This window comes from Desulfitobacterium chlororespirans DSM 11544 (genome assembly GCF_900143285.1).
Lineage (GTDB): Bacteria > Bacillota > Desulfitobacteriia > Desulfitobacteriales > Desulfitobacteriaceae > Desulfitobacterium > Desulfitobacterium chlororespirans.
Map to the genome: position 1 here is coordinate 478,374 of NZ_FRDN01000003.1, position 26,274 is coordinate 504,647.

Here is a 26,274-nt window from a genome sequence, read left to right on the forward strand (position 1 = left end):
TAATTGGCCTCCTTTCGATTACTTCTTGCCACGTCGTTTCACGATGAAGCGGTTAGAAGGATGTTTCTTCTTACGGGTCTTCGCTCCAAGGGCAGGTTTACCCCAAGGTGTAACCGGGTTGCGGCCGATTGGGTTACGGCCTTCACCACCGCCGTGTGGGTGATCGTTGGGGTTCATAACCGCACCACGAACTGTGGGGCGGATGCCTAACCAGCGTGAACGACCTGCTTTACCGATGTTGATGTTCTCATGTTCCAGATTGCCCACTTGGCCGATAGTGGCCCGGCAGTCGATATGAACCATGCGCATTTCACCGGAAGGAAGTCTCAAGGTCGCATACTTTCCTTCTTTAGCCATGAGCTGAGCCGAACCGCCCGCAGAGCGGACCAGTTGAGCCCCTTTGCCAGGCTTCATTTCGATATTATGGAGCAGGGTACCCACAGGAATGTTTTTAATCGGCAGAGCATTCCCTACTTTAATGTCGGCATCCGGTCCGGATACGACCATTTGTCCCACTTGCAGGCCGTTAGGAGCCAGAATATAAGCTTTATGACCATCCAAGTAGTGGAGCAGGGCAATATTCGCGGAACGGTTAGGGTCATATTCAATAGCAGCGACTTTCGCCGGCACACTATCCTTATTGCGTTTGAAGTCAATCAAACGATATTTCCGTTTATGTCCGCCGCCTTGGTGACGCACAGTCAGTTTACCTTGATTGTTGCGGCCGGCTTTGCTTTTTAACGGTGCGAGCAAAGAACGCTCCGGTGTTGTTTTCGTAATTTCTTCAAAAGTCGACACTGTCATTTGACGACGACCAGGAGAATACGGTTTAAATCCTTTAACTGGCATGGGTTTCCCTCCTTTGCATCAAGCTTACAGGCCAGCAAAGCCTTCAATGCGATCTCCAGCTTTAAGCGTAACAATCGCCTTTTTACGGTCTGCTGTTCTACCTACGTGTTTTCCGACACGTTTCTTTTTACCATCGACGTTGATAGTACGAACATCAACGACTTTAACTTTAAACATCTTTTCCACAGCTGCTTTGATCTCAATCTTGTTGGCCGCTGTGTCTACCCAGAAGGAGTACTTGTTTTCCTCAATAAGTCCAACAGACTTCTCGGAAATCACTGGACGTTTGAGTACATCACGAGCATCGCGCATTACGCTAACACCTCCTCCGTTTTCGTTACCGCTGCTTTGGTCATGACGATGACATCGGAATTGAGAAGATCGTAAATATTCATGCCTTCTACTGCAGTGGTTTTGATCCCAGCAATATTGCGGGCAGAACGATCGATGGTTTCCATAAATTCATCTGTAACGATTAAAGCTTTTTTGCCGACATTGAGGGCCTGCAGAACTTTAACCATTTCCCGGGTTTTTGCTTCGTTCAAGCTCAAATCTTCCAATACGATCAGTTTTTGTTCGTTGACCTTGGAAGAAAGGGCTGAACGCAAAGCCAGGCGGCGAACCTTCTTAGGCAGGCTGAAGCCATATTTGCGGGGTTTGGGTCCGAAAAGCACAGCGCCGCCTCTCCATAGAGGGGAACGAATGCTGCCTGCACGAGCCCGGCCGGTGCCTTTTTGACGCCAGGGTTTGCGGCCGCCTCCGCGAACTTCTCCACGGAGTAAAGTGGAGTGAGTACCACGTCTTTGGCTGGCCAGTTGTCCTACCACTGCCTGGTGCATGACATGAGTATTGGGTTCAATACCGAATACATATTCATCCAGCTCCAGCTCTCCAACGGGAGAACCTTGCATATTAACTACTTGAACCTTTGGCATTGCTTATTCCTCCTTTCTTACAAGTTACTTCGCCTTAACGGAAGGCTTCAGAATGAGCAATGACTTTTTCGCGCCGGGTACAGCGCCTTTAACAAGAATCATATTCTTATCCGCATCCACCCGAACGACCTTCAGGTTTTGAACGGTAACCCGCTCGCCACCCATACGCCCTGGCAGGTTGCGGCCCTTAAATACACGAGCCGGGCCTTTCGCGCCGAGGGAACCGGTACGGCGATGATACTTGGAGCCATGCTTCATAGGTCCGCGGCTGGCGCCATGACGTTTAATCATCCCGGCAAAGCCTTTACCCTTGGAGATTCCGACCACATCCACTGCATCACCTGCAGCAAACAGTTCAGCCGTGATTTCCTGTCCGATTTCGTAAGCCTCCACATCGTCCACGCGGAACTCACGAATGTAGCGCATCGGCTTCACAGAAGCTTTTGCAACATGTCCTTTTTGCGGCTTGTTCGCCAGTCTTTCCCGTAAAGCACCAAAGCCAACCTGGATCGCATTGTAGCCATCCGTTGCTTTTGTTTTCTTTTGGATGACATAGCAAGGACCTGCTTCGACCACAGTCACCGGAATAAGATGTCCTTCTTCCGTGAAAACCTGGGTCATACCCACTTTTTTACCCAAAATTCCTTTCGACACGATTGCCACCTCCTGAACACTTTGAAGTGCGCCGGCTCTGGTCCAGAGCACGAGAGTGTTCCAAATTTGAATTGATATTTTGAAGCGAGTTGACCCTGAGCACCAATCCACAGTGCCGGGTGTTTCGCGCCACAAACAAAAATATTATATCATAAACCCCAAATGAACGCTAGTTTTTTCGTCTGTCTGAATCTTTAATCTTTCAGACATGCGATTAAAACCAGCGTTTGTTGCTCAGGTTTTATGATTCGCCAAATTAGAGTTTGATTTCGATATCAACGCCAGCGGGAAGATCTAAACGCATCAGAGCATCTACCGTTTTGGAAGTTGGCTCCAGGATATCGATCAGGCGTTTATGAGTCCGCATTTCGAATTGCTCGCGAGAATCCTTGTTAACGTGAGGAGAACGAAGAATGGTATAAATGCTTTTTTCAGTGGGAAGGGGAATCGGTCCACTGACACGGGCACCTGTTCTCTTTGCTGTTTCAACAATTTTCTCTGCCGATTGATCCAATGTTTTGTGATCAAACGCTTTCAGGCGGATACGAATTTTTTGACTGCTCATTAAAAAAAACCTCCTAATAATTCCGTTTAACGGATGTACTGGGTCCAGAAATTCCCCGATGATCAGCGGAGACACTTCCATCAGCAACCTTCTGCACCAGAGACCCGAGATATATTTCCACAGCATCCCAGCAGTGGAAACGAGGCAGGATGCCACAGTGAATCTGTGGCATCCTTTATCAATAGACGCTAAGTCTATGCCTGCATAATACTAAGGACTAAAGCCTATTATTCGACGATGCTGACGACAACGCCGGCACCAACGGTACGGCCACCTTCACGAATAGCGAAACGAAGTCCTTCTTCCATAGCGATAGGGGAGATAATTTCGCAATTGATGGTAACACGGTCCCCAGGCATAACCATTTCCGTTCCTTCAGGAAGGGTTACCACACCGGTAACGTCGGTTGTACGGAAGTAGAACTGAGGGCGATAGTTGTTGAAGAAAGGAGTATGACGTCCGCCTTCTTCTTTGCTCAGTACGAAGACTTCGCCGACAAATTTGGTGTGAGGTTTGATGGAACCGGGTTTAGCAAGAACTTGACCGCGCTCGATATCTTTACGATCCACACCGCGGAGAAGCGCCCCGATGTTGTCCCCAGCTTGAGCTTGGTCAAGGAGCTTACGGAACATTTCCACACCGGTGCAAACACTCTTGCGAGGAGCTTCAGTCAAGCCAACGATTTCAATCTCGTCACCGACTTTAATCACACCGCGCTCGACACGACCGGTAGCAACTGTACCACGGCCAGTGATGGTGAACACGTCCTCCACAGGCATAAGGAAAGGCTTGTCGGTAGCACGCTCTGGAGTTGGAATATAGGAATCAACAGCATCCATCAGATTCCAAATCTTGCCGCACCATTCGCAATCGCGGGATCCGCAACCGCATTGGAGAGCCTTCAGGCCGGAACCGGGAATGATGGGAATATCGTCGCCAGGGAATTCGTATTCGGAGAGAAGTTCGCGAATTTCCATTTCAACCAGTTCCATGAGTTCCGGATCATCGACCATGTCGGCTTTGTTCAGCCAAACCACGATGTAAGGAACACCTACCTGACGGGCAAGCAGGATGTGCTCACGGGTTTGGGGCATAGGGCCGTCAGCAGCGGATACAACCAGGATAGCTCCGTCCATTTGGGCAGCACCGGTGATCATGTTTTTAACATAGTCGGCGTGGCCTGGGCAGTCAACGTGAGCATAGTGGCGGTTAGCGGTTTCATACTCAACGTGGGAAGTGGAAATGGTGATTCCACGTTCTCTCTCTTCCGGAGCCTTGTCGATTTGGTCAAATGCTTGGGCCACTGCACCGCCGGCTTTGGAAAGAACTAAGGTGATAGCAGCAGTAGAGGTGGTTTTACCATGGTCAACGTGTCCGATGGTTCCAACGTTAACGTGGGGTTTAGTACGTTCGAATTTTTGCTTTGCCATTTTAAATTTTCACTCCCTCTAAATAATAAAGTAAGCAATAGAAGTTTCCTTTTATTTGAGCGAGGTCCGCTGACAAGGAGATCCCTGAACTTCGAACCCCGCACCGTAAACCATTACTGAGATTAAGCGCCGGCGCGTTTAGCAACAATGCCTTCAGCAATATTCTTGGGCACTTCCTCGTAGTGGTCAAACATCATGACATAGACACCGCGCCCTTGGGTCTTGGAACGAAGGTCGGTGGCATAGCCAAACATTTCGGAAAGCGGGACAAACCCGCGAACGACTTGTGCTGTTCCTGTGGCTTCCATGCCCTCGATCCGTCCCCGACGGGAGTTCATGTCGCCAATGACATCACCCATATACTCCTCAGGTACAGTAACCTCTACCTTCATAACGGGCTCGATGATGGCAGGATCAGCTTTCGCTGCACCAGCCTTGAAGGCCATGGAGCCGGCGATCTTAAAGGCCATTTCGGAGGAGTCTACATCATGGTAAGAACCGTCATAGACTGTGGCCCGGATATCCATAACAGGATAGCCTGCCTGGATACCATTTTGCAATGCTTCTTCGATCCCTTGACCGATGGGAGCGATGTATTCTCTGGGAATCACGCCGCCCACGATTTTGTTGACGAACTCGAAACCGCTGCCTTGCTCCAGGGGTTCAATCTCGATCCAGCAGTGTCCGTATTGTCCACGTCCACCGGATTGACGAACGAACTTACCTTCAGCTTTAACTGCACGGCGGATGGTTTCTTTGTAAGCAACCTGAGGACGACCCACATTGCACTCGACTTTAAATTCACGCTGCAAACGGTCAACGATGATTTCCAGGTGAAGCTCACCCATTCCCTCGATGATGGTTTGCCCGCTATCCTGGTCGGTATGCATTTTAAAGGTAGGATCCTCTTCAGCCAAACGAGCCAGGGCTGTACCCATCTTCTCCTGGTCTTGTTTCGTCTTCGGCTCAATAGCCACGTTGATCACAGGATCAGGGAAGGTCATGGATTCGAGAATGATAGGGGCTTTGTCATCACAGAGGGTGTCCCCGGTGGTGGTATCTTTCAAGCCCACGGCGGCTGCGATATCTCCAGCATAAACCTCAGGGATTTCCTCCCGGTGGTTGGCATGCATTTGGAGAATCCGGCCGATTCTCTCCCGTTTGCCTTTGGTTGAGTTGTAAACATAGGATCCCGAACTCAGGACTCCCGAGTATACCCGGAAAAATGCCAATTTACCCACATAAGGGTCAGCCATGATCTTAAAGGCCAAGGCAGAGAACGGATCTTTATCGCTGGAATGGCGCTCATCAGCTTCACCGGTCTCCGGATGCACCCCTTTAATATTCGGTACATCAGTTGGGGCTGGCATATACTCTACAACCGCATCAAGTAATGGTTGCACCCCTTTATTCTTGAACGAAGAGCCACAGACCACTGGGATAAACTTCAGCCCAATTGTTCCTTTACGGATTCCGTTACGAATCTCTTCTTCGGTCAGTTCTTCACCTTCGAGATATTTCATCATGAGCTCTTCATCTGTATCAGCAACTGCTTCCAGAAGCTTCTCACGATATTCATTGGCTTGGTCGACTAAGTCTCCGGGGATATCGGCAACGTCACTGGTGGTGCCTAAATCGTCCGTATAAACCATAGCCTTCATGGTCACGAGGTCGATAATTCCTTTGAATTGATCCTCGGCGCCAATCGGAATTTGGAGCGGTACAGGGTTTGCACCTAACCGGTCAGCAATCATAGATACTCCCCGGAAGAAATCTGCACCCATACGGTCCATTTTGTTAATATAGGCGATACGGGGTACACCATACTTGTCCGCCTGCCGCCATACTGTTTCAGATTGAGGCTCAACACCGCCAACTGAACAGAATACTGCTACAGCACCGTCGAGTACACGCAAGCTGCGCTCTACCTCGACGGTAAAGTCCACGTGCCCTGGTGTATCAATGATGTTAATACGATGACCTTTCCATTGGGCTGTCGTCGCTGCAGAAGTAATGGTAATTCCACGCTCCTGCTCTTGAACCATCCAGTCCATGGTCGCTGCACCATCATGAACTTCCCCGATCTTATGAACACGCCCGGTATAGAACAAAATACGCTCGGTCGTGGTCGTTTTACCCGCATCAATATGGGCCATAATCCCGATATTCCGCGTTTTCTCTAATGGAAATTGCCTTGCCACTGATAATCCCCCTTTCTGCCGTAGTCATTCCCCATTGTGGATGATTTTAAGCATACGCTTTGATCATCCTACCAACGGTAATGCGCAAAAGCCTTATTGGCTTCGGCCATCTTATGAGTGTCTTCTTTTTTCTTAATAGAGCCGCCAGTGTTATTGGCTGCATCCATCAGTTCACCTGCGATTCTCTCTTCCATGGTCTTTTCACTGCGTTTGCGGGCATAGCCTACAAGCCAGCGCAATCCCAAAGTTTGACGGCGATCAGTGCGAACTTCGATGGGTACTTGGTAGTTGGCACCACCAACCCGGCGTGCTTTTACTTCCAATACAGGCATGACATTCTTGAGAGCGGTTTCGAACACTTCAATAGGATCTTTCCCGGACTTCTCTTGAATGATCTCAAATGCATTATAGCAAATGGATTCTGCAGTGCCTTTTTTACCATCCAACATAATTTGGTTGATAAATTTGGTCAGCACCCGGTTCTTATAAATCGGATCCGGCAGAATCTCACGTTTAGCAATATAACCTTTACGTGGCAAATCATTTCCCTCCTTTACAGCGCAATTCGTATTCCCCTCGTTGCCTACGGCTTACTTCCCTTTCTTAGGACGTTTGGCACCGTACTTGGAACGAGCTTGCATCCGTTTCTGAACACCTTGAGTATCAAGGGCCCCACGAACAATGTGGTAACGAACACCCGGAAGGTCTTTAACACGGCCACCACGGACAAGAACAACACTGTGCTCCTGCAGGTTGTGCCCGATGCCTGGGATGTATGATGATACTTCAATCGTATTGGTTAAACGCACACGGGCAACTTTACGGAGAGCAGAGTTCGGCTTCTTTGGAGTTGTCGTGTAAACCCTGGTGCAAACTCCACGCTTTTGAGGTGATCCCCCAGAGGCGAATTGTTTACGTTGTAAAGAGTTATAGCCCCATTGCATAGCTGGAGCTGTTGATTTCTTTGCAATCTTCGAGCGGCCATTGCGAATCAATTGATTAATCGTCGGCATAACTACACCTCCTTCCCAAGAAAGAACATATCAAAGGAATTGCTTGCTTCAGCATAAAGCAAGCAATCCCCAAAACTAACACATTTCGGAGCTTCACTGTCTATTCGGATAACAAGGCCGCCACAGCAGAGCCTACTTCAATCCCGCAGGCTTTGCCCAGCTCAAGCATCGTCTGAACTTCCTGAACTGGAATCCCTTTGTTCCGGCACTGCTCAAGGATGGGACGAATCACATGACTTTCCGCATCCTTAGCCACATAGACACAGATTAAACTCCCTTTTTCCAGGGCCCGCAGAGTTTGCTTGACTCCAACGGTTCTGTTTTTTGACTTTTTTAAGGCTTCATCAAGCATTAAGATGCTTTCCTCCTCAAAGATTAGCGGTGATTGGTGAAGAACCTACATATTTTTCCCAAAACCGTTAAATCACACTATAGTATTTTATCATCATGAATTTACACTGTCAAGATTTTCAACCTGCTCTTCATCAAGATTAATAACTTTTACATTCCGATAGCGGGACATTCCCGTACCTGCCGGAATAAGTTTCCCGATGATGACGTTTTCTTTGAGTCCCAAGAGGGGATCCACTTTTCCTTTAATCGCTGCTTCCGTAAGAACACGGGTGGTTTCCTGGAAGGACGCTGCGGAAAGGAAGGAATCCGTGGCCAGAGAAGCTTTGGTGATGCCCAGGAGCACCGGTCTTGCTACAGCAGGCTCGCCGCCGCTGGCAATCACCTTGGTATTCTCTTCTTCGAAATCAAAGACATCAATCAGGCCGCCGGGCAGGAGAGCTGTATCTCCGGCCTCTTCCACCTTGACTTTGCGGAGCATCTGACGAACCATAACCTCGATGTGTTTATCGTTAATATCCACACCCTGCAGACGGTAAACCTTTTGCACTTCGCCCAGGAGATAGACCTGAACACCGCGGATTCCTTTGACCTTGAGCATATCATGAGGGTTGATGCTTCCTTCGGTCAGTTCATCTCCGGCTTCAATCCGGTGACCTTCGCGAACCTTCAAACGGGAGCCATAGGGTATAGTATACGTCATCCGTTCTTCAGTGTCACTGATGACATCCACTTCACGGCGGCCTTTGACTTCACGGATGGCGACGATGCCGTCGTTTTCCGAGATGATGGCTTGACCTTTGGGTTTACGGGCTTCGAAAAGCTCTTCAACACGAGGCAAACCTTGGGTGATATCGTCCCCGGCCACACCGCCGGTATGGAAAGTACGCATGGTCAGCTGAGTTCCCGGCTCACCGATGGATTGGGCAGCGATGATACCTACGGCTTCTCCCATTTCCACATGATGGCCTGTGGCCAGATTCCGTCCGTAGCACTTGCGGCACACTCCATAGCGGGTTTTGCAGGTGAGCACGGAGCGAATGGTGACTTTATCGTAAGCAGCAGCGATGTCATGAGCTTGTTCTTCCGTAATCTCACTATCGGCAGTAGCCAGGATTTCCCCGGTCTCAGGATGCTTCAGGTCTTCCAAAAGGAAGCGGCCCACGAGACGCTCCTCCAGCTTTTCGATAACTTCCGGGCCATCCTTGACGTCATCGACCATAATACCTTGGGTGGTGCCGCAATCTTCATCCCGGACGATGACATCCTGAGATACATCCACAAGACGGCGGGTAAGATAACCGGAGTCAGCGGTCCGCAGTGCCGTATCGGCCAAACCTTTCCGCGCTCCGTGGGAGGAGATGAAATACTCCAAAACGGTGAGACCTTCACGGAAGTTGGCTTTAATGGGCAACTCAATGGTTCGTCCCGAAGGATCCGCCATCAATCCCCGCATCCCGGCCAGCTGACGGAGCTGTTGAATGTTACCCCGGGCTCCGGAAGTAGCCATCATGTACACTGGATTGAATTTATCCAAAGAGTGCATCAGAGCTTTGGTCACGGTGTTCGTAGCTTTGGTCCAGATCTCGATAACCTTCTCATAACGCTCTTCGTCGGTAATCAAACCACGGCGGAATTGTTGCTCCGTTTTATTGACCATACCGTCGGCATCGGCAAGAATCTGCCTCTTCTCTTCAGGTACGGTAATATCGGCAAGACCAACGGTCATTCCGGCACGGGTGGAATATTTGAACCCTAAACTCTTGATTCCGTCCAGGAGTTGGGCCGTTGCTTTATAGCCGCCGAGGCGGTAGCATTTGGCCACGATATTGTTAAGGGCCTTTTTCCCGGCCACTTCGTTGATATAGCCTACCTCCGGCGGAATCACCGAGTTAAAGATGAGGCGGCCAATCGTCGTTTCCAAAAGTTCTCCGCTGGGCTGGCGGACTTTAATCATCGCCTGGAGGTTTGCCTGCTTGGTATCATAGGCCAACACCGCTTCATCCCGATTTTTAAAGATCTTACCTTCCCCAAGAGCTCCCGGACGCTCCATGGTCAGGTAGTAGGAGCCTAAAACCATGTCCTGTGTAGGGGAAGCGACGGGGCGGCCGTCTTTAGGATTCAAAATATTATGAGCGGAGAGCATCAGCAGTCTTGCTTCAGCTTGAGCTTCTGCGGAGAGAGGTACGTGAACAGCCATTTGGTCCCCGTCGAAGTCCGCATTGTAAGCGGTACAGACTAAAGGATGAATCTGCAGGGCACGGCCTTCAACCAGAACAGGCTCAAAAGCCTGAATCCCTAAACGGTGAAGGGTTGGCGCACGGTTCAGCAGCACAGGATGTTCGGTGATCACTTCTTCCAAAACGTCCCAGACTTCCGAGCGAACTCGTTCCACCATCCGCTTGGCACTCTTGATATTATGGGCATGGCCTTCCTTGACCAGTTTTTTCATAACGAAAGGCTTGAAAAGCTCCAAAGCCATTTCTTTAGGCAGGCCGCATTGATGGAGCCTCAAATTCGGTCCCACTACGATAACGGAACGACCGGAATAGTCCACCCGTTTTCCCAGCAGGTTCTGACGGAAGCGTCCTTGTTTGCCTTTGAGCATATCGCTTAAGGACTTTAAGGGACGATTGCCGGGGCCGGTCACGGGGCGTCCCCGCCGGCCATTGTCGATCAAGGCATCCACGGCCTCCTGGAGCATCCGTTTTTCATTGCGGACAATGATATCCGGCGCTCCCAAATCCAAAAGACGCTTGAGACGGTTATTTCTGTTGATCACCCGACGGTAAAGGTCGTTGAGGTCAGAGGTGGCAAACCGTCCGCCATCCAGCTGCACCATGGGGCGAAGCTCCGGCGGAATAACGGGAACGACATCCATAATCATCCAATCCGGACGGTTTCCCGATTCCTTAAAGGCTTCCACCACTTCCAGGCGGCGGATGGCCCTGATCTTCCTTTGACCGGAGACTTCTTTCAATTCAACCCGGAGCTCGTCATTAAGCTTATCCAGGTCCATTTCCTCGAGAAGCATCTTAATAGCTTCCGCACCCATGCTGGCTTTGAAGCGGCTGCCGTATTTATCACGGTATTCCCGATATTCGGTTTCTGTAAGGAGCTGTTTTTTCATTAATGAGGTATCCCCGGCATCGGTCACGATGTAGGATACGAAATAAAGAACCTTTTCCAAGGAACGGGGAGACATATCCAGAAGAAGTCCCATCCGGCTGGGAATACCCTTGAAGTACCAGATATGGGAGACAGGAGCCGCCAGCTCAATATGGCCCATGCGCTCTCTGCGCACCTTGGAACGGGTGACTTCCACACCGCAGCGGTCACAGACAATTCCTTTATAGCGAACCCGTTTGTATTTTCCGCAATGGCATTCCCAGTCACGGGTTGGTCCAAAGATCTTTTCGCAAAAGAGTCCTTCCCGCTCCGGTTTCAGGGTTCTATAGTTAATCGTTTCCGGCTTCCTGACTTCTCCATGAGACCACTCACGGATCATCGTCGGAGAAGCCAAACCAATACGCATCCGGTCGAAATTGTTGACGTCTAGCACGGTTCTCTCTCCTTTCACCCGGGTCTATTCCATATCGCCTTCATCAAAGGTCATCGGCTCATCATCGACAGCTTCTTCGTCCTCTTCGAAATACTCATCATCCTCACCTTCACCGGCTTCATGGATGACAGGCGCCGGGAGGTCTTCATGAAGATCGATGCCCAGCTCTTTCGCCGTCTCGGTCACATCCTCGTCAATCTCACGAATTTCGATTTCTTCATCGTCTTCGGAGAGAACACGGACATCAAGCCCTAAGCTTTGCAATTCTTTGATGAGAACCTTAAAGGATTCCGGAACTCCCGGTTCAGGGATGTTTTCACCTTTAACAATGGCTTCATAAGTCTTAACCCGTCCCACCACATCGTCAGACTTGACGGTAAGAATCTCCTGGAGAGTATAGGCTGCTCCATAAGCCTCCAGAGCCCAAACCTCCATCTCCCCGAAACGCTGACCGCCGAATTGGGCTTTACCGCCCAAAGGCTGCTGAGTAACCAAGCTGTAAGGTCCGGTGGACCGGGCGTGAATCTTGTCGTCCACCAGATGGTGGAGCTTCAGGAAGTACATATAGCCGACGGTAATCTGATTATCGAAGGGATCTCCTGTCCGTCCATCGTAAAGTACGGTTTTGCCGGTCTCAGGAAGTCCGGCTTTTCTAAGGGTGGCAAAGACATCCTCTTCCTGGGCTCCGTCAAAGACCGGTGTGGCCAAACGAAGTCCGAGAGCTTTCGCCGCCCAGCCTAAATGGGTCTCCATCACCTGACCGATGTTCATCCGGGAAGGAACACCCAGGGGGTTCAAGACGATTTCCACCGGAGTGCCATCAGGCAGGAAAGGCATATCTTCCTGCTTCATGATGCGGGAGATAACCCCTTTGTTGCCGTGGCGCCCGGCCATTTTATCCCCCACGGAGATTTTCCGTTTTTGGGCGATATAGACCCGTACCAGCTCGTTGACCCCGGGAGCCAGTTCATCCCCGTTTTCCCGGGTAAAGACTTTGACATCCACGATCTTGCCGGCTTCCCCGTGAGGTACACGGAGGGAGGTATCCCGCACTTCCCGGGCTTTTTCGCCGAAAATGGCTCTGAGGAGGCGCTCTTCCGCGGTAAGCTCTGTTTCACCTTTAGGAGTAACTTTACCCACCAGAATATCCCCGGTGCTGACTTCCGCACCGATGCGGATAATACCCCGCTCATCCAAATCTTTCAGCACATCTTCCCCGACGTTAGGAATATCCCGGGTAATTTCTTCCGGTCCCAGCTTAGTGTCCCGGGCATCGGCTTCATACTCTTCAATATGGATGGAAGTATAATAATCTTCCTTAACCAGCTTTTCGCTGATTAAGATAGCATCCTCGTAGTTATAGCCTTCCCAGGTCATAAAAGCGATCAAAACGTTGCGGCCAAGAGCCAGCTCACCATGATCCGTAGAGGGACCATCAGCGATGATCTGACCGGCTTCCACCCGCTCATTCTTCATCACGATAGGACGCTGGTTGATGCAGGTTCCCTGGTTGGAGCGCAGGTACTTTAAGAGTTTATGCTTCTCCAGGGTTCCGTCATCATGGCGGATGATGATATCCTCGGCTGTAGCCCGCTCCACAGTGCCGTCTTTAGAAGCTAAGACACAGACTCCGGAATCCTTGGCCGCTTTGTACTCCATCCCTGTTCCCACATAGGGAGCATCGGTACGCAAAAGGGGCACAGCCTGCCGCTGCATGTTGGCACCCATCAAGGCACGGTTGGCGTCGTCGTGCTCCAGGAAGGGAATCAAAGCCGTCGCGATGGATACCATTTGTTTCGGAGAAACGTCCATATAGTCAATCCGCTCCGGCGCAACCAAAACGAAGTCGGGACCATGACGTCCATCGATCTTCTCTTCAATGAAATGCCCGTCATCCGTCAGAGGGGCATTGGCCTGAGCTACGACGAATTTCTCTTCTTCGTCAGCGGTCAGGTAATCAATCTGATCCGTAACCTGGCCATTGTTCACTTTACGGTAAGGAGCTTCAATAAATCCATAGGGATTAATCCGGCCATAGGTACTTAAGGAGCCGATCAAACCGATGTTCGGACCTTCAGGAGTCTCGATGGGACACATCCGGCCATAGTGAGAGTGGTGAACGTCACGCACCTCAAAGCCGGCCCGTTCACGGCTTAAACCACCGGGTCCCAGGGCACTGAGACGACGCTTATGAGTCAGTTCAGCCAAAGGATTGGTTTGGTCCATAAATTGGGACAACTGACTGCTGCCGAAGAATTCCTTAATGGCAGCCACTACAGGACGGATATTGATCAGAACCTGAGGTGTGATCACATCCACATCCTGAATGGTCATCCGTTCCCGGACCACCCGCTCCATACGGGATAAACCGATCCGGAATTGGTTCTGCAGAAGCTCTCCCACGGAACGAAGGCGGCGATTGCCCAGATGATCGATATCATCCTTATGTCCTTCTCCGCTCATCAGGGTCAGCATTTGCCGCAGGGAAGCCACGATATCTTCCTTGGTCAAATGATGCACATCAGTAGGAACATTCAGCTTCAGCTTTTTATTGAGTTTATAGCGGCCTACTTTGGCCAGATCATAACGCTTGGGATCAAAAAATAATGCTTCTAATAGAGAGCGCGCACTGTCCACAGTGGGGGGTTCTCCCGGGCGCAGACGCTTGTAGATTTCCACCAGGGCTTCCTCTGCCGACTCCGTATTATCCCGCTCCAGGGTAATACGAATGTGCTCGTTATCATCGAAAAGCTCGGCGATCTGCCCATTGGTAGCATAGCCCAAAGCCCGAATCAATACGGTGGCCGGAAGTTTACGAGTTCTATCCACACGAACAAAAATATTATCATTAACGTCCGTTTCAAACTCTAACCAAGCTCCACGGTTAGGAATAACCGTCGCTCCGAAGATTTTCTTCCCGCTGGGGTCGATGCTTTCGGAATAATAAACACCGGGAGAACGAACCAACTGACTGACGATAACCCGTTCTGCTCCGTTAATAATGAAGGTTCCTTTGGTGGTCATCAGCGGGAAATCACCCATGAAGACCTCTTGTTCCTTCACTTCCCCTGTCTCTTTATTAATGAGACGAACTTTAACTCGCAGAGGTGCCGCATACGTTACGTCGCGTTCCTTACACTCTTCCACCTCGTATTTAGGCTCTCCTAAGCTATAGTCGATAAATTCCAATACGAGGTTGCCTGTGAAATCTTGAATAGGGGAAATATCCCTGAACATTTCCCTTAACCCTTCATCAAGAAACCACTGATAAGAGTTTTGCTGAATTTCAATTAGATTTGGCATGTCGAGAACTTCTCGAATTCTGGAATAACTCCAGCGTTCCCGCGTCCCTACCTTAACAGGATAGAACATGTACGCTTCACCCCTCAAGTGTGATGTCCTCGCCCCGAGGATAGTATTATGACATAAACAGCCAAAAGCAAGGCCTCATATGCAAAACCTCGCTTCGTTGTTTATGGAGATCCCTCTTTCGTGATCGAATTAATCAAATGACAATCTCCCCATCGTCACCTTTAGTACGATCCGATAGAAAGTTCTATCGGCGTCCTAAGTTACTGTTTGGAATAGTCTGGATAATTCGTCCATTTTATGTACAGTAACAATTACTAAGGATACCAAGATTATCTACTATTGTCAAGGAGAAATATTTCTTTTTTTGCAGTTTTATGTCCTTCCCGGAAAATTCTTTTCCGGGAACCCCTTGCCACTAAGTAGATTATAGCAAATTTATCTCCAAAACAATAATCCGACGGACTTGCTTAAGAAAATTTTTCTGGACGGAATGCTCCTGATCATATAAAGCGGCTGCCCCTTTTAGGGAGACAGCCGCTGCCTGTTTTCCGGAAAGCCCGTCAGTAATTGAGTTTTTGCGTCCATTTCAAGGCTTCCAAATACAGTTCCATAAACTTTCGCGACGTGGTAAACCGATTCGCAGCTTTTTCCCAGTGACCTTTTTCCCAAGCCGTCACAAAATTCAACAGTTTCCGTTGCTCATTTTCGGCCCCCAGTAAGGCGTGTTTAACCTGTATGGATAGGGGGAGCCCCTTTAACACCTGTTCCATCGGACTGTTGAGCAATACATCAATGGCAGAGAAGATCCCTGTGAAGAAAAAACCGGAACTTTCACTCTGAGGGTAAAGTTCTGAGGCAAGGAGTTCCATGAATTTTCCCCGGATCAAGGACTGCTTAATCAATTCGGCATTTTCAACATTCTGCATATCCTTTAACAGCATCAGGGCAATCCATTGATGCATTTCTTTAATCCCGATAAAGGATAACGCGTGAGGAATGGACTGAATCTTATTTTTTGAACCCATATACACCGAATTAGCCAACTTCAATAGTTTATAGGAAAGCCCTAAATCACTTTTTATAATATTGGCCATAGCTCCATAACTGGGCTCCGGTGAATTCAGCTCTTCAAGAACACTAAAAAGGTTGACGTTAAGGGTTACCACCTCTTTGGACTGGATAATGGCGGGCTTACTGAAAAAATACCCCTGAAACAGATCATAGCCCATAGCCGCCGCTTGTCTGAAATCTTCCCTGGTTTCAATCTTCTCTGCTAAAAACTTTACATTTTTACCGCAGCGTTTCATCAGGCTGGATTGTTCAGCTTTACTGACAGCCGGAAATTCTATCTTGATAATATCAGCTATTTCGATTAAGGGCAGATTGTTTTGATCGGCTACAAAATCATCGAGAGCCAGCTTATAGCCCATATCCTTCATCTTTTTGCAGGCCTCTACCGTAGCCGGAGTGACTTGATCCCGTTCCAGAATTTCCACCACAATATTTTCTTTGGGCAGCAAGAAAGGAATATCACTGTCAATCAGTTTTTTTGAGAAATTGATAAAGGCATTGCTGCCATCAGTCAAATCCTGGAGTCCCATGACAAGAAAGGTGTTGTAAATTAATTCGGCGGTGGCCTGGTCGTCGTCGATGCCGGAAAAAAAGTTATCACTGCTCTGCCTGTACAAAAGTTCATAGCCGTAAATTTTCAGGCCTCTGTCAAAAATAGGCTGTCTCGCCAGAAAAGCATCCATTATCCGCACCCCCTTGCTGACCTGAGCTTATCCACCTCCCACTCAAGCCGGCAGCAGATTATCCCTTGAATTATATTTTAAATTTCCTTACTAAAGCCTGCAGATTATCCGCACTGTCTTTAACGATATCCGTCTCCGTTTTGATTTCATTCGCCCTATCTTTGAGCATGACCACTCGATCGGCGACATGAGCCGTTCCTTCTGACCCGGATTCCGTGGCTCTTGCTATCTCGGCAATCCCATCCGCTACCGTTTTGATTGAAGCAAGAAGCTCCTGGGAAGTGGCGCTTAGTTCCGCGGCCCACCCATCAATGGTTTGGGCGTCATGATCGTAGTTTTCCCCCACAAGGACGGATTCCTTATAGTTTTCAACCACTTTGGTGTCAATGTATTCCAGCATCTGCCTGGAGGTATCCGCCAGGTTCTCCACTACTTCAAAAATAACTCCTAATGTATCTTGAATCTCTTTCACCGTATTCTGGGAGTTTTCCGCTAATTTTCGTATCTCTTCCGAAACCACCGAAAAACCCTTCCCGGCTTCGCCGGCCCTGGCTGATTCAATAGCCGCATTTAAAGCCAATAGGTTGGTTTGCACCGCTATCTGCAAAATAACCTCGGATAAACTTTTAATTTTGGCCACTTCCGTAGTTTTTGCCAGGGCCGCATCCATTGTTTTCTTGATAGCTGAACGAGTCTGATCCGCCTCGGCCTGCAGCTCGAAAGCGCTGTCCTTTAAGGAGACCGCTTTTTTGCTGATTTCATGAGCGGATGAGGCTCCTTCCTGAGCTTTTATGGCTACGACTTCCACCGCGCTGGCAATTTCAGTGGAAATTGCGGTTATTTCTTCCGTAGAGGAGGCAGTTTCCTCCATTCCGGCTGACAATTCCTGCACGGTTGCCGCCGCGTTTTCCAGCTCACCTGTGAGAACCGCTATATTTTGATGGGAGGCTAGGATCGCCGTATTCACCTTATTCGTTTCCGCAATGATTCCTTTAACCACTTGATGTATATTTTCTATAAATAAATTAAAGTAATCGGACATCTCCCCGATTTCATCTTGAGCTGAGATCACCACCCGTTTGGTCAAATTGCCTTCTCCCTCAGCGATGTCTTTAAGCATGGCCGTGATGGCCTTAATCTTACGAAGGATCATAATCCGAAACATAAACACCACGCAAAAACCCATGAAGACTCCCAAAACGGCCATAAAAACCGCCTGATTCATGATCAGCTTTTGGCTCAGCATCGCGGCCACATTATAGCTTTGTCCAAGAAAAAGCATCCCGCTGACTTTTCCTGTAACATCAGTAAGCGGTGTATAACCAACAAAATACTTTGAACCGTTAATGGTCGTTGAGCCATAATAAGCTTTTCCTTGCTTCAAAACGGTATCGATAATCCTCTGATCTTCCATTTTGGTGCCGATGAGACGAGTGCCGTTTTTGCCCATAATCGTCGTCGCAATTCTCTCATCGCCTAAAAACACCGTCACATCACAATTGAAGATTTTCTTTTGTGCATCCACATAGTCATTTCCTGAAAGAGCATATCCCAGGGATACGGCACCGTAAATACGGCCCTCCTCATCCTGCAGAGGCGTACCGGCCCGGATCGAATAGTTTACCGACGTCCCTTCTTCAATGCCGACAGAGGCTTCCCCTTGCAGGGCCTTCTGGATATTGACCTGGTCAATAATACTGTCCCCGTATTTTTCCGGCTCATGGGTCCGCACAAATACTTTTCCTTCTTGGTCGGTAACCACCAAAAAATCAAGCTCCAATATTCTTAACGCCTGCTGACCGATGGCCAGCGCCCCTTGGCGGTTCCCGGTTCGGATCGACTCGATCAGCCCGGGGGATCTTGTCAATAATTCCGTGGCCTTTAAAGCCCTTTGCTGCCTATTCTGGAGTTCTTCGCTTAAAACAAGGGCCTTGCCCCTTACCTCATCCTCAATATTTTGGTTAATAACACTTTCCACTGTTAAGGAAATAATAAAGTAAACCGCTATAATAAAAATCGCCACACATCCCGCCATTAACACCGATATTTTCCCCGACAAACTATGGATTTTCATGACCGCCTCTCCTTTAATGCGAACTATATAGCTTTAATTTAAATGATTTAAAAATTAATTATTATTTTAACAAAGGAGTCTGAACATTTTCTGAACAATTCTTTAAAAGTAAAACATTTAAAATTGTCGTAAAAATGTCTATAAAAACCTTCCCACTTTATATAGAATAAGGGAAAAGGCTACTAACTCGGAAGGATTCTCTATTATGAACAATAGCAAAATGCAAAAGTCCTTTTTTGCCGTCATGTTGCTGATCATGACTGCCAGTATTGCAGTGCCACTCTTCCGCCTCTCCCTGTCCGATCTCCCCAAAGCCGTAAAGGGCACCCTGGATCTAAGAGATTATGACGGGGTTCGAGACAAAACTGTAACATTGAGCGGCGAATGGGAATTTTATTTCGGACAGCTTCTGACTCCCGAAGACTTTAAAAACCAGGAACCCTCAGGCAAAACCATTCAAAATGTGCCCGCCAGTTGGGGTTCTTATCAAATAGAAGAGGAACGTTTATCCCCTCAGGGAAGCGCCACCTATCGCCTGAGAATCCTGCTTCCTGCTGAGGGAGGAAACTTCGGGATTAAAATCACCTGCATATCCGCCTCCGCCAGAATATTTGCCAATGGTCAGCAAATTCTGGAATGCGGCAGCCCTGGAAACTCACCTGAAACCACTGTCCACAAATATTATGCAGATACCGGCTACTTCCAAACAGATGACGGTGAGGTAGAAATCCTTGTTCAAGCGGCTGATTTTTCTTATGTCAACAGCGGCATCCTTTATGAAATTCACTTTGGCGATCAAAAATCTATTGCCGCCTTGCGGATGTATGACTCTTTCCTTGATATATCCCTCATATCCGGTATGTCTTTTTTGGCCCTTTACTTCTTTGGTTTAGGTCTGCAAAGAAAGCGAAGCGCCGAGGTACTGTTTTTTGCCCTTTATTGCTTGGTTTCATCACTTCAAGCTTCTGTTCGTTCAGAAGCACTATTAAATTATGCGCTCCCGGCTTTATCCTATAATACTTCCTTAAAAATTCTGATCATTTCCTATACTTTATGTCTTTATGCCCTGATCAAGTTTCTCTATCATGCCCAAGAAGGCGGTTCTTCCCGCCGGGCTAACCTGACTATCGATGGTATAACCTTATTTTTTGTCTTGCTGGATTGGTTCACCGATTTTTACTTATGGGGATATACCTATACGGTTGCTCTGGCCGGTCAAATTTATGTACTTTTTTTACTTATTTCCCTTCTCGCCAAAGACACCAGGGGTGGCAGTGAGGGCCGTTATTATCTTTTCTCCGCTGTCGTAAGCTCCCTGATTCACTTACTGACCATCCTCGCTAATTTTATTCTGCTCTGGGAATCCAATCTGTTCCTTCCCGTTTTTCAGCCGATTTTTGTTTTGTCTTTAGCCCTATACATGTCCGAAAAGTATGAGAACTCCTTCAAAACCATTGAAAAACTCAGTGACCGGCTGGTGGTTTTAGATAAATTAAAAGATGATTTCCTTGCTAAGACCTCCCATGAGCTGAAAACGCCCTTAAATGGCATCATCAATATTTCCCAGTCCCTTCTGGATGGCGCGGGAGGCAGCTTAAGCCGGGCCCAAGCCGAAGATATCAGCTTGATCACCAGCATCGGCAAACGGCTCTCCACCCTGGTTTATGATATTCTGGATTATTCTAAATTAAAGGTTATGGATATTCAATTGCATATTGTTTGTCTGGACGTGCACCAGGTTGCCGAATCGACGGTGGATATTTTCCGTTATTTGATCAAAGGAAGACCCATAACCCTTGAAAATAAAATACCGCCCAATCAGCATTTGATTTTGGCGGATGAGAACCGGTTAAAGCAGATCTTCTCCAATTTGCTGGATAACAGCCTTAAATACACAGAGCTGGGGAGCATTTCCCTCAGCTGCCGGCAGGATGGAGGATTCCTATGGATCCAGGTCAGTGATACAGGCATCGGCATCCCCGCCGACAAGTTCAAAGATATTTTCGCCCCCTATGAACAACTGGGGGAACAATCGACCAACCAAAGCGGAATCGGGCTGGGGCTGACCATAACTCAACAGCTGATTGAACTGCATGGGGGACAGATCTTTGCCCGTTCCGAGCCTGGTCAGGGAACCTCCTTCACCTTCTCAATACCTCTTGCCAAAGACAATAAGCCCCAGAAAGCATTACCGGGGGACTATGCAGGATATGACGCGTCTGAATCCTTATCCACTGAAGCTCTTCCCCAGACAGTTCATGTGGGAGGAGAATTCTCCATTCTTGTGGTTGACGATGAATTCTCCAATCTAAAGGCTCTGATGAATATCCTGACCCTCAGTCAATACAATGTGACCGTGGCGATCAATGGGGAAGCGGCGCTGCATCTCCTTAAAGGAGCCTTTCACTACGATCTCTGCATTCTTGATGTGATGATGCCGGGTATCAGTGGCTATGAAGTTTGCCGGAAAATCAGGGAAACCTATTCTCCCCTGGAGCTGCCGGTCCTGCTGCTTACTGCCAAGGCCTTACCTGAGGATATGGAGGCAGGCTTCAGGGCGGGGGCCAACGATTTTATCGAAAAACCTTTTGAAGTCAGGGAGCTCAAGTGCCGGGTCAGCACTCTTGTCCAATTGAAAAACTCCATGGATCTGCTGCTGAAAAAAGAAACCGCTTTTCTGCAGGCCCAAATCAGACCTCATTTTCTATTTAATGCTCTGAATACCATCTACTCTTTTTGTTATACCAATCCCGCCAAGGCCGGGGAGCTGCTTGCCGAATTGGGAGTTTTTCTAAGGAACAGCTTTGATTTCTCCAGTACAGCTGCCCTGATTACCATCGAAAAGGAACTTAGACTGGTCAAAGCCTATGTAGCTATTGAAGAAGCCAGGTTCGGCAGTCAACTTGAAGTGGAGTACGCCATTGATCCCTCTGTATTAAATTTCTGTATTCTTCCCCTCATGATCCAGCCCATCGTTGAAAATTCAATCCGGCATGGCTTGCTGAAGAGAAGCCAGGGCGGAAAGGTCACTCTGTCTCTGACACACTCTGAAGACTGTATTCAGGTAGAAGTCGTGGATAACGGTGTCGGTATCCCTGCTTCCGTCCTGAAGGATTTGATCCATTCAAAATCCGAAGGCCGGGGAGTTGGTTTGACCAATATCAGCCGCAGGTTGTTGCGATTCTATGGGACCACTTTAACTATCTTCAGCGTGGAAGACCGCGGGACAACCGTTTCTTTCCGTATCCCGGCCAAAACCTGATTGATAGATATCTTACCGCCACTCATAATTACAGCCTTTTAGAAAGGAGCTGCATCGATGCTAAAAGCCATTATCGTGGATAATGAAGAACCGGCGACTCAGATTCTGCAGATGCTTCTGGAAAAAACCGGTCAAATCACGGTTGTCGGCAATTTTCTCAGGGCGGCAGACGCTTTATCCAGTCTAAAGGCAACCAAACCGGATGTTGCTTTCCTGGATATTGAAATACCTGACACAAGCGGTCTGGAGCTAGCCAATCATATCCTGGCTATGGACAGCGATGTGGAAATCATCTTTGTGACCGCCTATGATCACTATGCTTTGCACGCCTTCCGGGTCAATGCTTTAGACTATTTATTAAAGCCCCTCCTCCCGGAAGATGTGGAGAGAGCCGTCAGACGCCTTATCAAAAGAAAAGGCTTAGCCAAGGATTTCGCCCCCGAATCTCCTCTGGGAGCCAATATTCATTATTTCGGAAAATTTACAGTGTACGGCCCCGCCAGCAAGAAACCAGTGAAATGGCGGACATCCAAGGCCGAAGAACTTTTTGCCTATCTGGTGCAAAATCTGGAAAAGGAAGTTCCCAAGTGGCGAATCTGCGAAGCTCTCTGGCCGGAATATGATACCGAAAAAGTGGATATTCAACTCCATACTACCGTGTACAAACTAAAAAAAGTATTAGCTTCGGCCAATATCCCTTTCGATTTAAGCTTTAGCAACGGTTGCTATTGGCTGAGCCTTCCCCAAGCAGTCATTGATAAGGTCGAGTTTGATGCCCATATCGCTTCCTCCGTCCCTGTAAATCAAAGCACCATTGCCAGATGCGAACAGGCCCTTTCTCTTTATACCGGGGATTACTTGGAGGAAAACGGCTATCTGTGGTCTTTGGCTCTAAAAGCCGAGTATGGGCAGAAATTTTACAAGCTGGCCTCTTCCGTTGTAAAATTCTATATGACCCAAGGCGATTATGTCAGAGCAGAGAAGACTCTGAGCAGCATTTTAGAACGCTGCCCTTTAGATGAAACTGTACATGAAATGCTCTTAACCTGCTATTTTACCCAAAAGGACCGGACCGCCTTTATCACCCACTATCATACTGTATGGGAGCTTTTCCAAACCGAATTGGGAATTGAGCCCGGAATGTCCATACAGACCCTGTATCACCGTCTTCTCAAGAAAATGGATTAAGCCAAAGAAGGCGCCCTCCTCCCACCATAATGGTGGGAGAAGGGCGCCTTCTTTAAGCACTATATAGGCTAAACTTATTTAACTTCGACAGTTGCACCAGCTTCAACGAGCTTAGCTTTGATAGCTTCAGCATCATCTTTGCTGACTTTTTCTTTAACAGCCTTAGGAGCGCTGTCAACCAGTTCTTTAGCTTCTTTCAGGCCAAGACCGGTGATTTCGCGAACAACTTTGATGACGTTGATTTTTCCGGCACCAGCGTTCATAAGAACAACATCGAATTCGGTTTGCTCTTCAGCGACAGGAGCAGCAGCAGCGCCAGGAGCAGCAGCTACAGCAACAGGAGCAGCAGCGCTAACACCAAATTCTTCTTCGAAAGCTTTGACGAGCTCAGCAAGCTCGAGAACGGTTAAGCCTTTTACGGCTTCGAGAATTTCAGCAGTTTTAGACATTGAAATTTTCCTCCCTAATATCACTTAAAATTAATTTTTGTTTGGAATCCATTCTGGAAATCATTATAATTCAGTTACGATGTCTTGGGGACCATGCCCCGCATCATAACCCGAACATCGTAGTTCCCATTCTCAGCGCAGTGCTTTGAATCCCGCTTACGCCTGAGCTTCTTTAAGCTTACGCACTTCTTCCAAGGCATAACCCATTTTGCGGATTGGTCCTTGAAGTACGTTGGCCATGCCGACGAGGGGTGCTTGCATTCCTCGCAGGACTTGAGCAAGGAGAACTTCGCGAGAAGGAAGTTCCGCAAGGGCTTTAACTCCTGCTTCGTCAACAACTTTCCCTTCAACCACGCCTGCTTTGATAGCAAAGGTCTTCGAGGTCTTAGCAAAATCAGCTAATACTTTAGCTCCAGCCACTGGATCAGCACTGAAAGCAACGGCTGTAGGTCCTTCCAGATATCCATCCAAACCTTCGATACCGACTTCATGAGCTGCCCGGCGAACCATGGTATTTTTCAATACATGGTATTCGACACCGGCTTGACGCAGTTGAGCACGCAGTTGAGTTACTTGAGCAACGGTCAGGCCGCGATAATCAGCCAGTACGACCCCTGTGGAGTTTTGGAATCGCTCCTTAATCTCCGCAACCACTTGTGCTTTTTCTTCAATATTTGGCACTTAAGTCCACCTCCTTCCGAAATACCCACACTAATAGAAAAACCCCCGCTTTGACTGCAGAGGTTAAGAAGGCCCAATATAACTTAAGGCTATCTTTCCAACCTCGGCAGGACATTAAGCTCTAAGAGCACCTGCTGTCTACAGTGGAAGGCTATTCAATTCTAGTAGAGTATAGCTTATCTATGCAAACCTGTCAAGAAATATTCCAGACACTTTTTGGAATACAATTAATTGGCTTTGACCGGGTTAATCCGTACTCCAGGTCCCATAGTAGAGGACACTGTGACGCTGCGGATATACTGACCCTTAGCAGCAGCCGGCTTCGCTTTAACTAAGGTCTCAACCAGAACCTTATAGTTCTGATAGAGTTGTTCTTCGCTAAAGGAAACTTTGCCGATGGGGGCATGAATGATACCGGCTTTGTCAGCACGATATTCAATCTTACCGGCTTTGATCTCTTTGACAGCTTTGGCTACATCAAAGGTAACGGTACCGGTCTTGGGGTTTGGCATAAGTCCTTTAGGACCAAGCACACGACCCAGTTTACCGACCATACCCATCATATCCGGTGTAGCAACAACCACATCGAAACCAAACCAACCTTGCTCGATTTTCGCAATCATGTCTTCCGCACCAACAAAATCTGCACCGGCAGCCTCAGCTTCTTTAGCTTTATCGCCTTTAGCGAATACTAACACACTGCGGGTTTTACCGGTTCCGTGAGGAAGCACAAGGGCTCCACGGATTTGTTGGTCCGCATGACGGGTATCGATGCCGAGCTTGAATGCTACTTCAACAGTTTCGTCAAACTTTGCTTTAGCGATCTTCTTAACGACTACTAAAGCTTCCATAGGCTCATGAAGAGCAGCACGGTCAAAAGCTTTAACCGCTTCTTGATAGTTTTTACCTACTTTGGCCATTCTTTAACCTCCTAGTGGTTCTTCGGGACGAGCCCTCCCACAAAAATCTTAACCTTCGACGATGGTGATTCCCATACTGCGCGCAGTACCTTCAACCATACTCATAGCCGCTTCAACGCTTGCTGCATTGAGGTCTTTCATCTTGGTTTCAGCAATCTCACGAACTTTAGTTTTGCTCACCTGAGCCACCTTTTTACGGTTAGGCTCTGAAGAACCTGAATTAATGTTCGCAGCTTTTTTCAATAGAATAGATGCCGGCGGAGTTTTGGTAATAAAGGTAAAGGAACGGTCCTCATAAACGGTAATTTCAACCGGAATAATCAATCCCGCTTGATCCTTTGTACGCTCGTTGTATTCTTTGCAGAAGGCCATGATATTGACCCCGTGCTGACCAAGAGCCGGACCAACCGGAGGTGCCGGATTTGCTTTACCTGCGTTGATAGCTAATTTAACCAAACCAACGACTTTCTTTGCCATAGTTACACCTCCTTAATAGGGTAATTTCCTGCCCAGTGAAAAGGACACTAGTCGACTTTCTCGACCTGAGCAAAATCAAGTTCCACCGGAGTCTCCCGTCCAAACATGGACACAGATACCCGCAGCTTCCCTTTATCTTCAAGGATTTCCCGAACAGAAGCGATGAAATCCTTAAAAGGACCTGATATTACACGTACGTTTTGACCCACGGTATAATCCACACGTGTACGGACTTCTTCCACACCCATTTGCTTTAGAATAGCTTGTACTTCATGATCCAGCAAGGGAATGGGCTTAGCTCCGGTGCCGACGAAACCTGTCACACCCGGAGTATTGCGCACCACATACCATGAATCGTCCGTCATATCCATTTCCACCAGAACATAGCCCGGGAAAACTTTACGCTTGGCGATCTTCTTCTTCCCATTTTTGATTTCAATCTCATCTTCCATGGGAACAAGAACACGAAAGATTTTATCCTCCATATTCATGGACTCTACGCGCTTTTCAAGATTGGTCTTCACCTTATTCTCATAGCCGGAATAAGTGTGAATAACATACCAGTTCTTAGTCATATTTCGAACAGGAACCTCCAAT

Annotated in this window: 21 protein-coding genes and 1 other annotated feature; of the genes, 2 read left to right on the forward strand and 19 right to left on the reverse strand. The window is 48.2% G+C overall.

Going from position 1 to position 26,274, the window contains the following annotated elements:
* Window positions 1–18: 18 nt before the first annotated feature.
* From rplB to BUA14_RS02195, 14 genes are all read right to left on the reverse strand, one after another.
* On the reverse strand, window positions 19–849 hold the full coding sequence (gene rplB / locus BUA14_RS02130; RefSeq protein ID WP_072771053.1) for a 50S ribosomal protein L2: 831 nt from the start codon (window positions 847–849) through the stop codon (window positions 19–21).
* A gap of 24 nt (window positions 850–873) precedes the next feature.
* Window positions 874–1,161, reverse strand: a complete 288-nt coding sequence (locus BUA14_RS02135) for a 50S ribosomal protein L23 (RefSeq protein WP_005810158.1) — start codon at window positions 1,159–1,161, stop codon at window positions 874–876.
* Window positions 1,161–1,784, reverse strand: a complete 624-nt coding sequence (gene rplD / locus BUA14_RS02140) for a 50S ribosomal protein L4 (protein ID WP_015942754.1) — start codon at window positions 1,782–1,784, stop codon at window positions 1,161–1,163. Before rplD ends, BUA14_RS02135 begins: the two co-directional genes overlap by 1 nt.
* A 24-nt stretch (window positions 1,785–1,808) precedes the next feature.
* Complete coding sequence (gene rplC, locus BUA14_RS02145; protein ID WP_072771054.1) at window positions 1,809–2,438, reverse strand: 50S ribosomal protein L3; 630 nt, start codon at window positions 2,436–2,438, stop codon at window positions 1,809–1,811.
* A gap of 256 nt (window positions 2,439–2,694) precedes the next feature.
* A complete protein-coding gene (gene rpsJ, locus BUA14_RS02150; RefSeq protein ID WP_005810163.1) occupies window positions 2,695–3,003 on the reverse strand; it encodes a 30S ribosomal protein S10 in 309 nt (102 codons plus the stop codon).
* 227 nt (window positions 3,004–3,230) lie between these two features.
* Window positions 3,231–4,433, reverse strand: coding sequence for an elongation factor Tu (gene tuf, locus BUA14_RS02155; RefSeq protein ID WP_072771055.1), 1,203 nt, complete (start codon window positions 4,431–4,433; stop codon window positions 3,231–3,233).
* A 122-nt stretch (window positions 4,434–4,555) separates the two neighbouring features.
* Window positions 4,556–6,634 carry an elongation factor G gene (fusA, locus tag BUA14_RS02160; RefSeq protein WP_072771056.1) on the reverse strand — a complete coding sequence of 693 codons (2,079 nt, stop codon included), beginning with the start codon at window positions 6,632–6,634 and terminating at the stop codon, window positions 4,556–4,558.
* A 68-nt stretch (window positions 6,635–6,702) separates the two neighbouring features.
* Entirely contained in the window at window positions 6,703–7,173 is a 471-nt protein-coding gene (gene rpsG, locus BUA14_RS02165) for a 30S ribosomal protein S7 (RefSeq protein WP_072771057.1), read from the reverse strand.
* Window positions 7,174–7,224: 51 nt separating this feature from the next.
* Complete coding sequence (rpsL, locus tag BUA14_RS02170; protein ID WP_011459097.1) at window positions 7,225–7,647, reverse strand: 30S ribosomal protein S12; 423 nt, start codon at window positions 7,645–7,647, stop codon at window positions 7,225–7,227.
* A gap of 100 nt (window positions 7,648–7,747) precedes the next feature.
* Window positions 7,748–7,999 carry a ribosomal L7Ae/L30e/S12e/Gadd45 family protein gene (locus tag BUA14_RS02175; protein WP_072771058.1) on the reverse strand — a complete coding sequence of 84 codons (252 nt, stop codon included), beginning with the start codon at window positions 7,997–7,999 and terminating at the stop codon, window positions 7,748–7,750.
* 93 nt (window positions 8,000–8,092) lie between these two features.
* On the reverse strand, window positions 8,093–11,560 hold the full coding sequence (rpoC, locus tag BUA14_RS02180; RefSeq protein WP_072771059.1) for a DNA-directed RNA polymerase subunit beta': 3,468 nt from the start codon (window positions 11,558–11,560) through the stop codon (window positions 8,093–8,095).
* Between the two features lie 24 nt (window positions 11,561–11,584).
* The gene (gene rpoB, locus BUA14_RS02185) at window positions 11,585–14,932 is read right to left on the reverse strand and encodes a DNA-directed RNA polymerase subunit beta (protein WP_072771060.1); all 3,348 of its coding nucleotides are present in this window, start codon (window positions 14,930–14,932) and stop codon (window positions 11,585–11,587) included.
* Between the two features lie 500 nt (window positions 14,933–15,432).
* Entirely contained in the window at window positions 15,433–16,626 is a 1,194-nt protein-coding gene (locus tag BUA14_RS02190; RefSeq protein WP_072771061.1) for an EAL and HDOD domain-containing protein, read from the reverse strand.
* 70 nt (window positions 16,627–16,696) lie between these two features.
* A complete protein-coding gene (locus tag BUA14_RS02195) occupies window positions 16,697–18,700 on the reverse strand; it encodes a methyl-accepting chemotaxis protein (protein ID WP_072771062.1) in 2,004 nt (667 codons plus the stop codon).
* Between the two features lie 205 nt (window positions 18,701–18,905).
* Here BUA14_RS02195 and BUA14_RS02200 point away from each other — a divergent pair, with 205 nt between their 5' ends.
* Both BUA14_RS02200 and BUA14_RS02205 read left to right on the forward strand, forming a co-directional pair.
* On the forward strand, window positions 18,906–21,962 hold the full coding sequence (locus BUA14_RS02200; RefSeq protein ID WP_072771063.1) for an ATP-binding protein: 3,057 nt from the start codon (window positions 18,906–18,908) through the stop codon (window positions 21,960–21,962).
* A gap of 57 nt (window positions 21,963–22,019) precedes the next feature.
* Window positions 22,020–23,150 carry a response regulator gene (locus BUA14_RS02205; protein WP_072771064.1) on the forward strand — a complete coding sequence of 377 codons (1,131 nt, stop codon included), beginning with the start codon at window positions 22,020–22,022 and terminating at the stop codon, window positions 23,148–23,150.
* Between the two features lie 74 nt (window positions 23,151–23,224).
* Here BUA14_RS02205 and rplL read toward each other — a convergent pair whose 3' ends face one another.
* From rplL to nusG, 5 genes are all read right to left on the reverse strand, one after another.
* The gene (gene rplL, locus BUA14_RS02210) at window positions 23,225–23,599 is read right to left on the reverse strand and encodes a 50S ribosomal protein L7/L12 (RefSeq protein ID WP_072771065.1); all 375 of its coding nucleotides are present in this window, start codon (window positions 23,597–23,599) and stop codon (window positions 23,225–23,227) included.
* A gap of 156 nt (window positions 23,600–23,755) precedes the next feature.
* Window positions 23,756–24,280: a 50S ribosomal protein L10 gene (gene rplJ, locus BUA14_RS02215; protein WP_005810195.1), complete on the reverse strand. Its 525-nt coding sequence runs from the start codon at window positions 24,278–24,280 to the stop codon at window positions 23,756–23,758.
* Window positions 24,281–24,307: 27 nt separating this feature from the next.
* Window positions 24,308–24,442: a sequence feature (ribosomal protein L10 leader region), on the reverse strand.
* 65 nt (window positions 24,443–24,507) lie between these two features.
* On the reverse strand, window positions 24,508–25,200 hold the full coding sequence (gene rplA / locus BUA14_RS02220; protein ID WP_072771066.1) for a 50S ribosomal protein L1: 693 nt from the start codon (window positions 25,198–25,200) through the stop codon (window positions 24,508–24,510).
* A 48-nt stretch (window positions 25,201–25,248) separates the two neighbouring features.
* On the reverse strand, window positions 25,249–25,677 hold the full coding sequence (gene rplK, locus BUA14_RS02225; protein ID WP_005810197.1) for a 50S ribosomal protein L11: 429 nt from the start codon (window positions 25,675–25,677) through the stop codon (window positions 25,249–25,251).
* Between the two features lie 47 nt (window positions 25,678–25,724).
* The gene (nusG, locus tag BUA14_RS02230) at window positions 25,725–26,252 is read right to left on the reverse strand and encodes a transcription termination/antitermination protein NusG (RefSeq protein ID WP_005810198.1); all 528 of its coding nucleotides are present in this window, start codon (window positions 26,250–26,252) and stop codon (window positions 25,725–25,727) included.
* Between the last annotated feature and the right edge of the window lie 22 nt (window positions 26,253–26,274).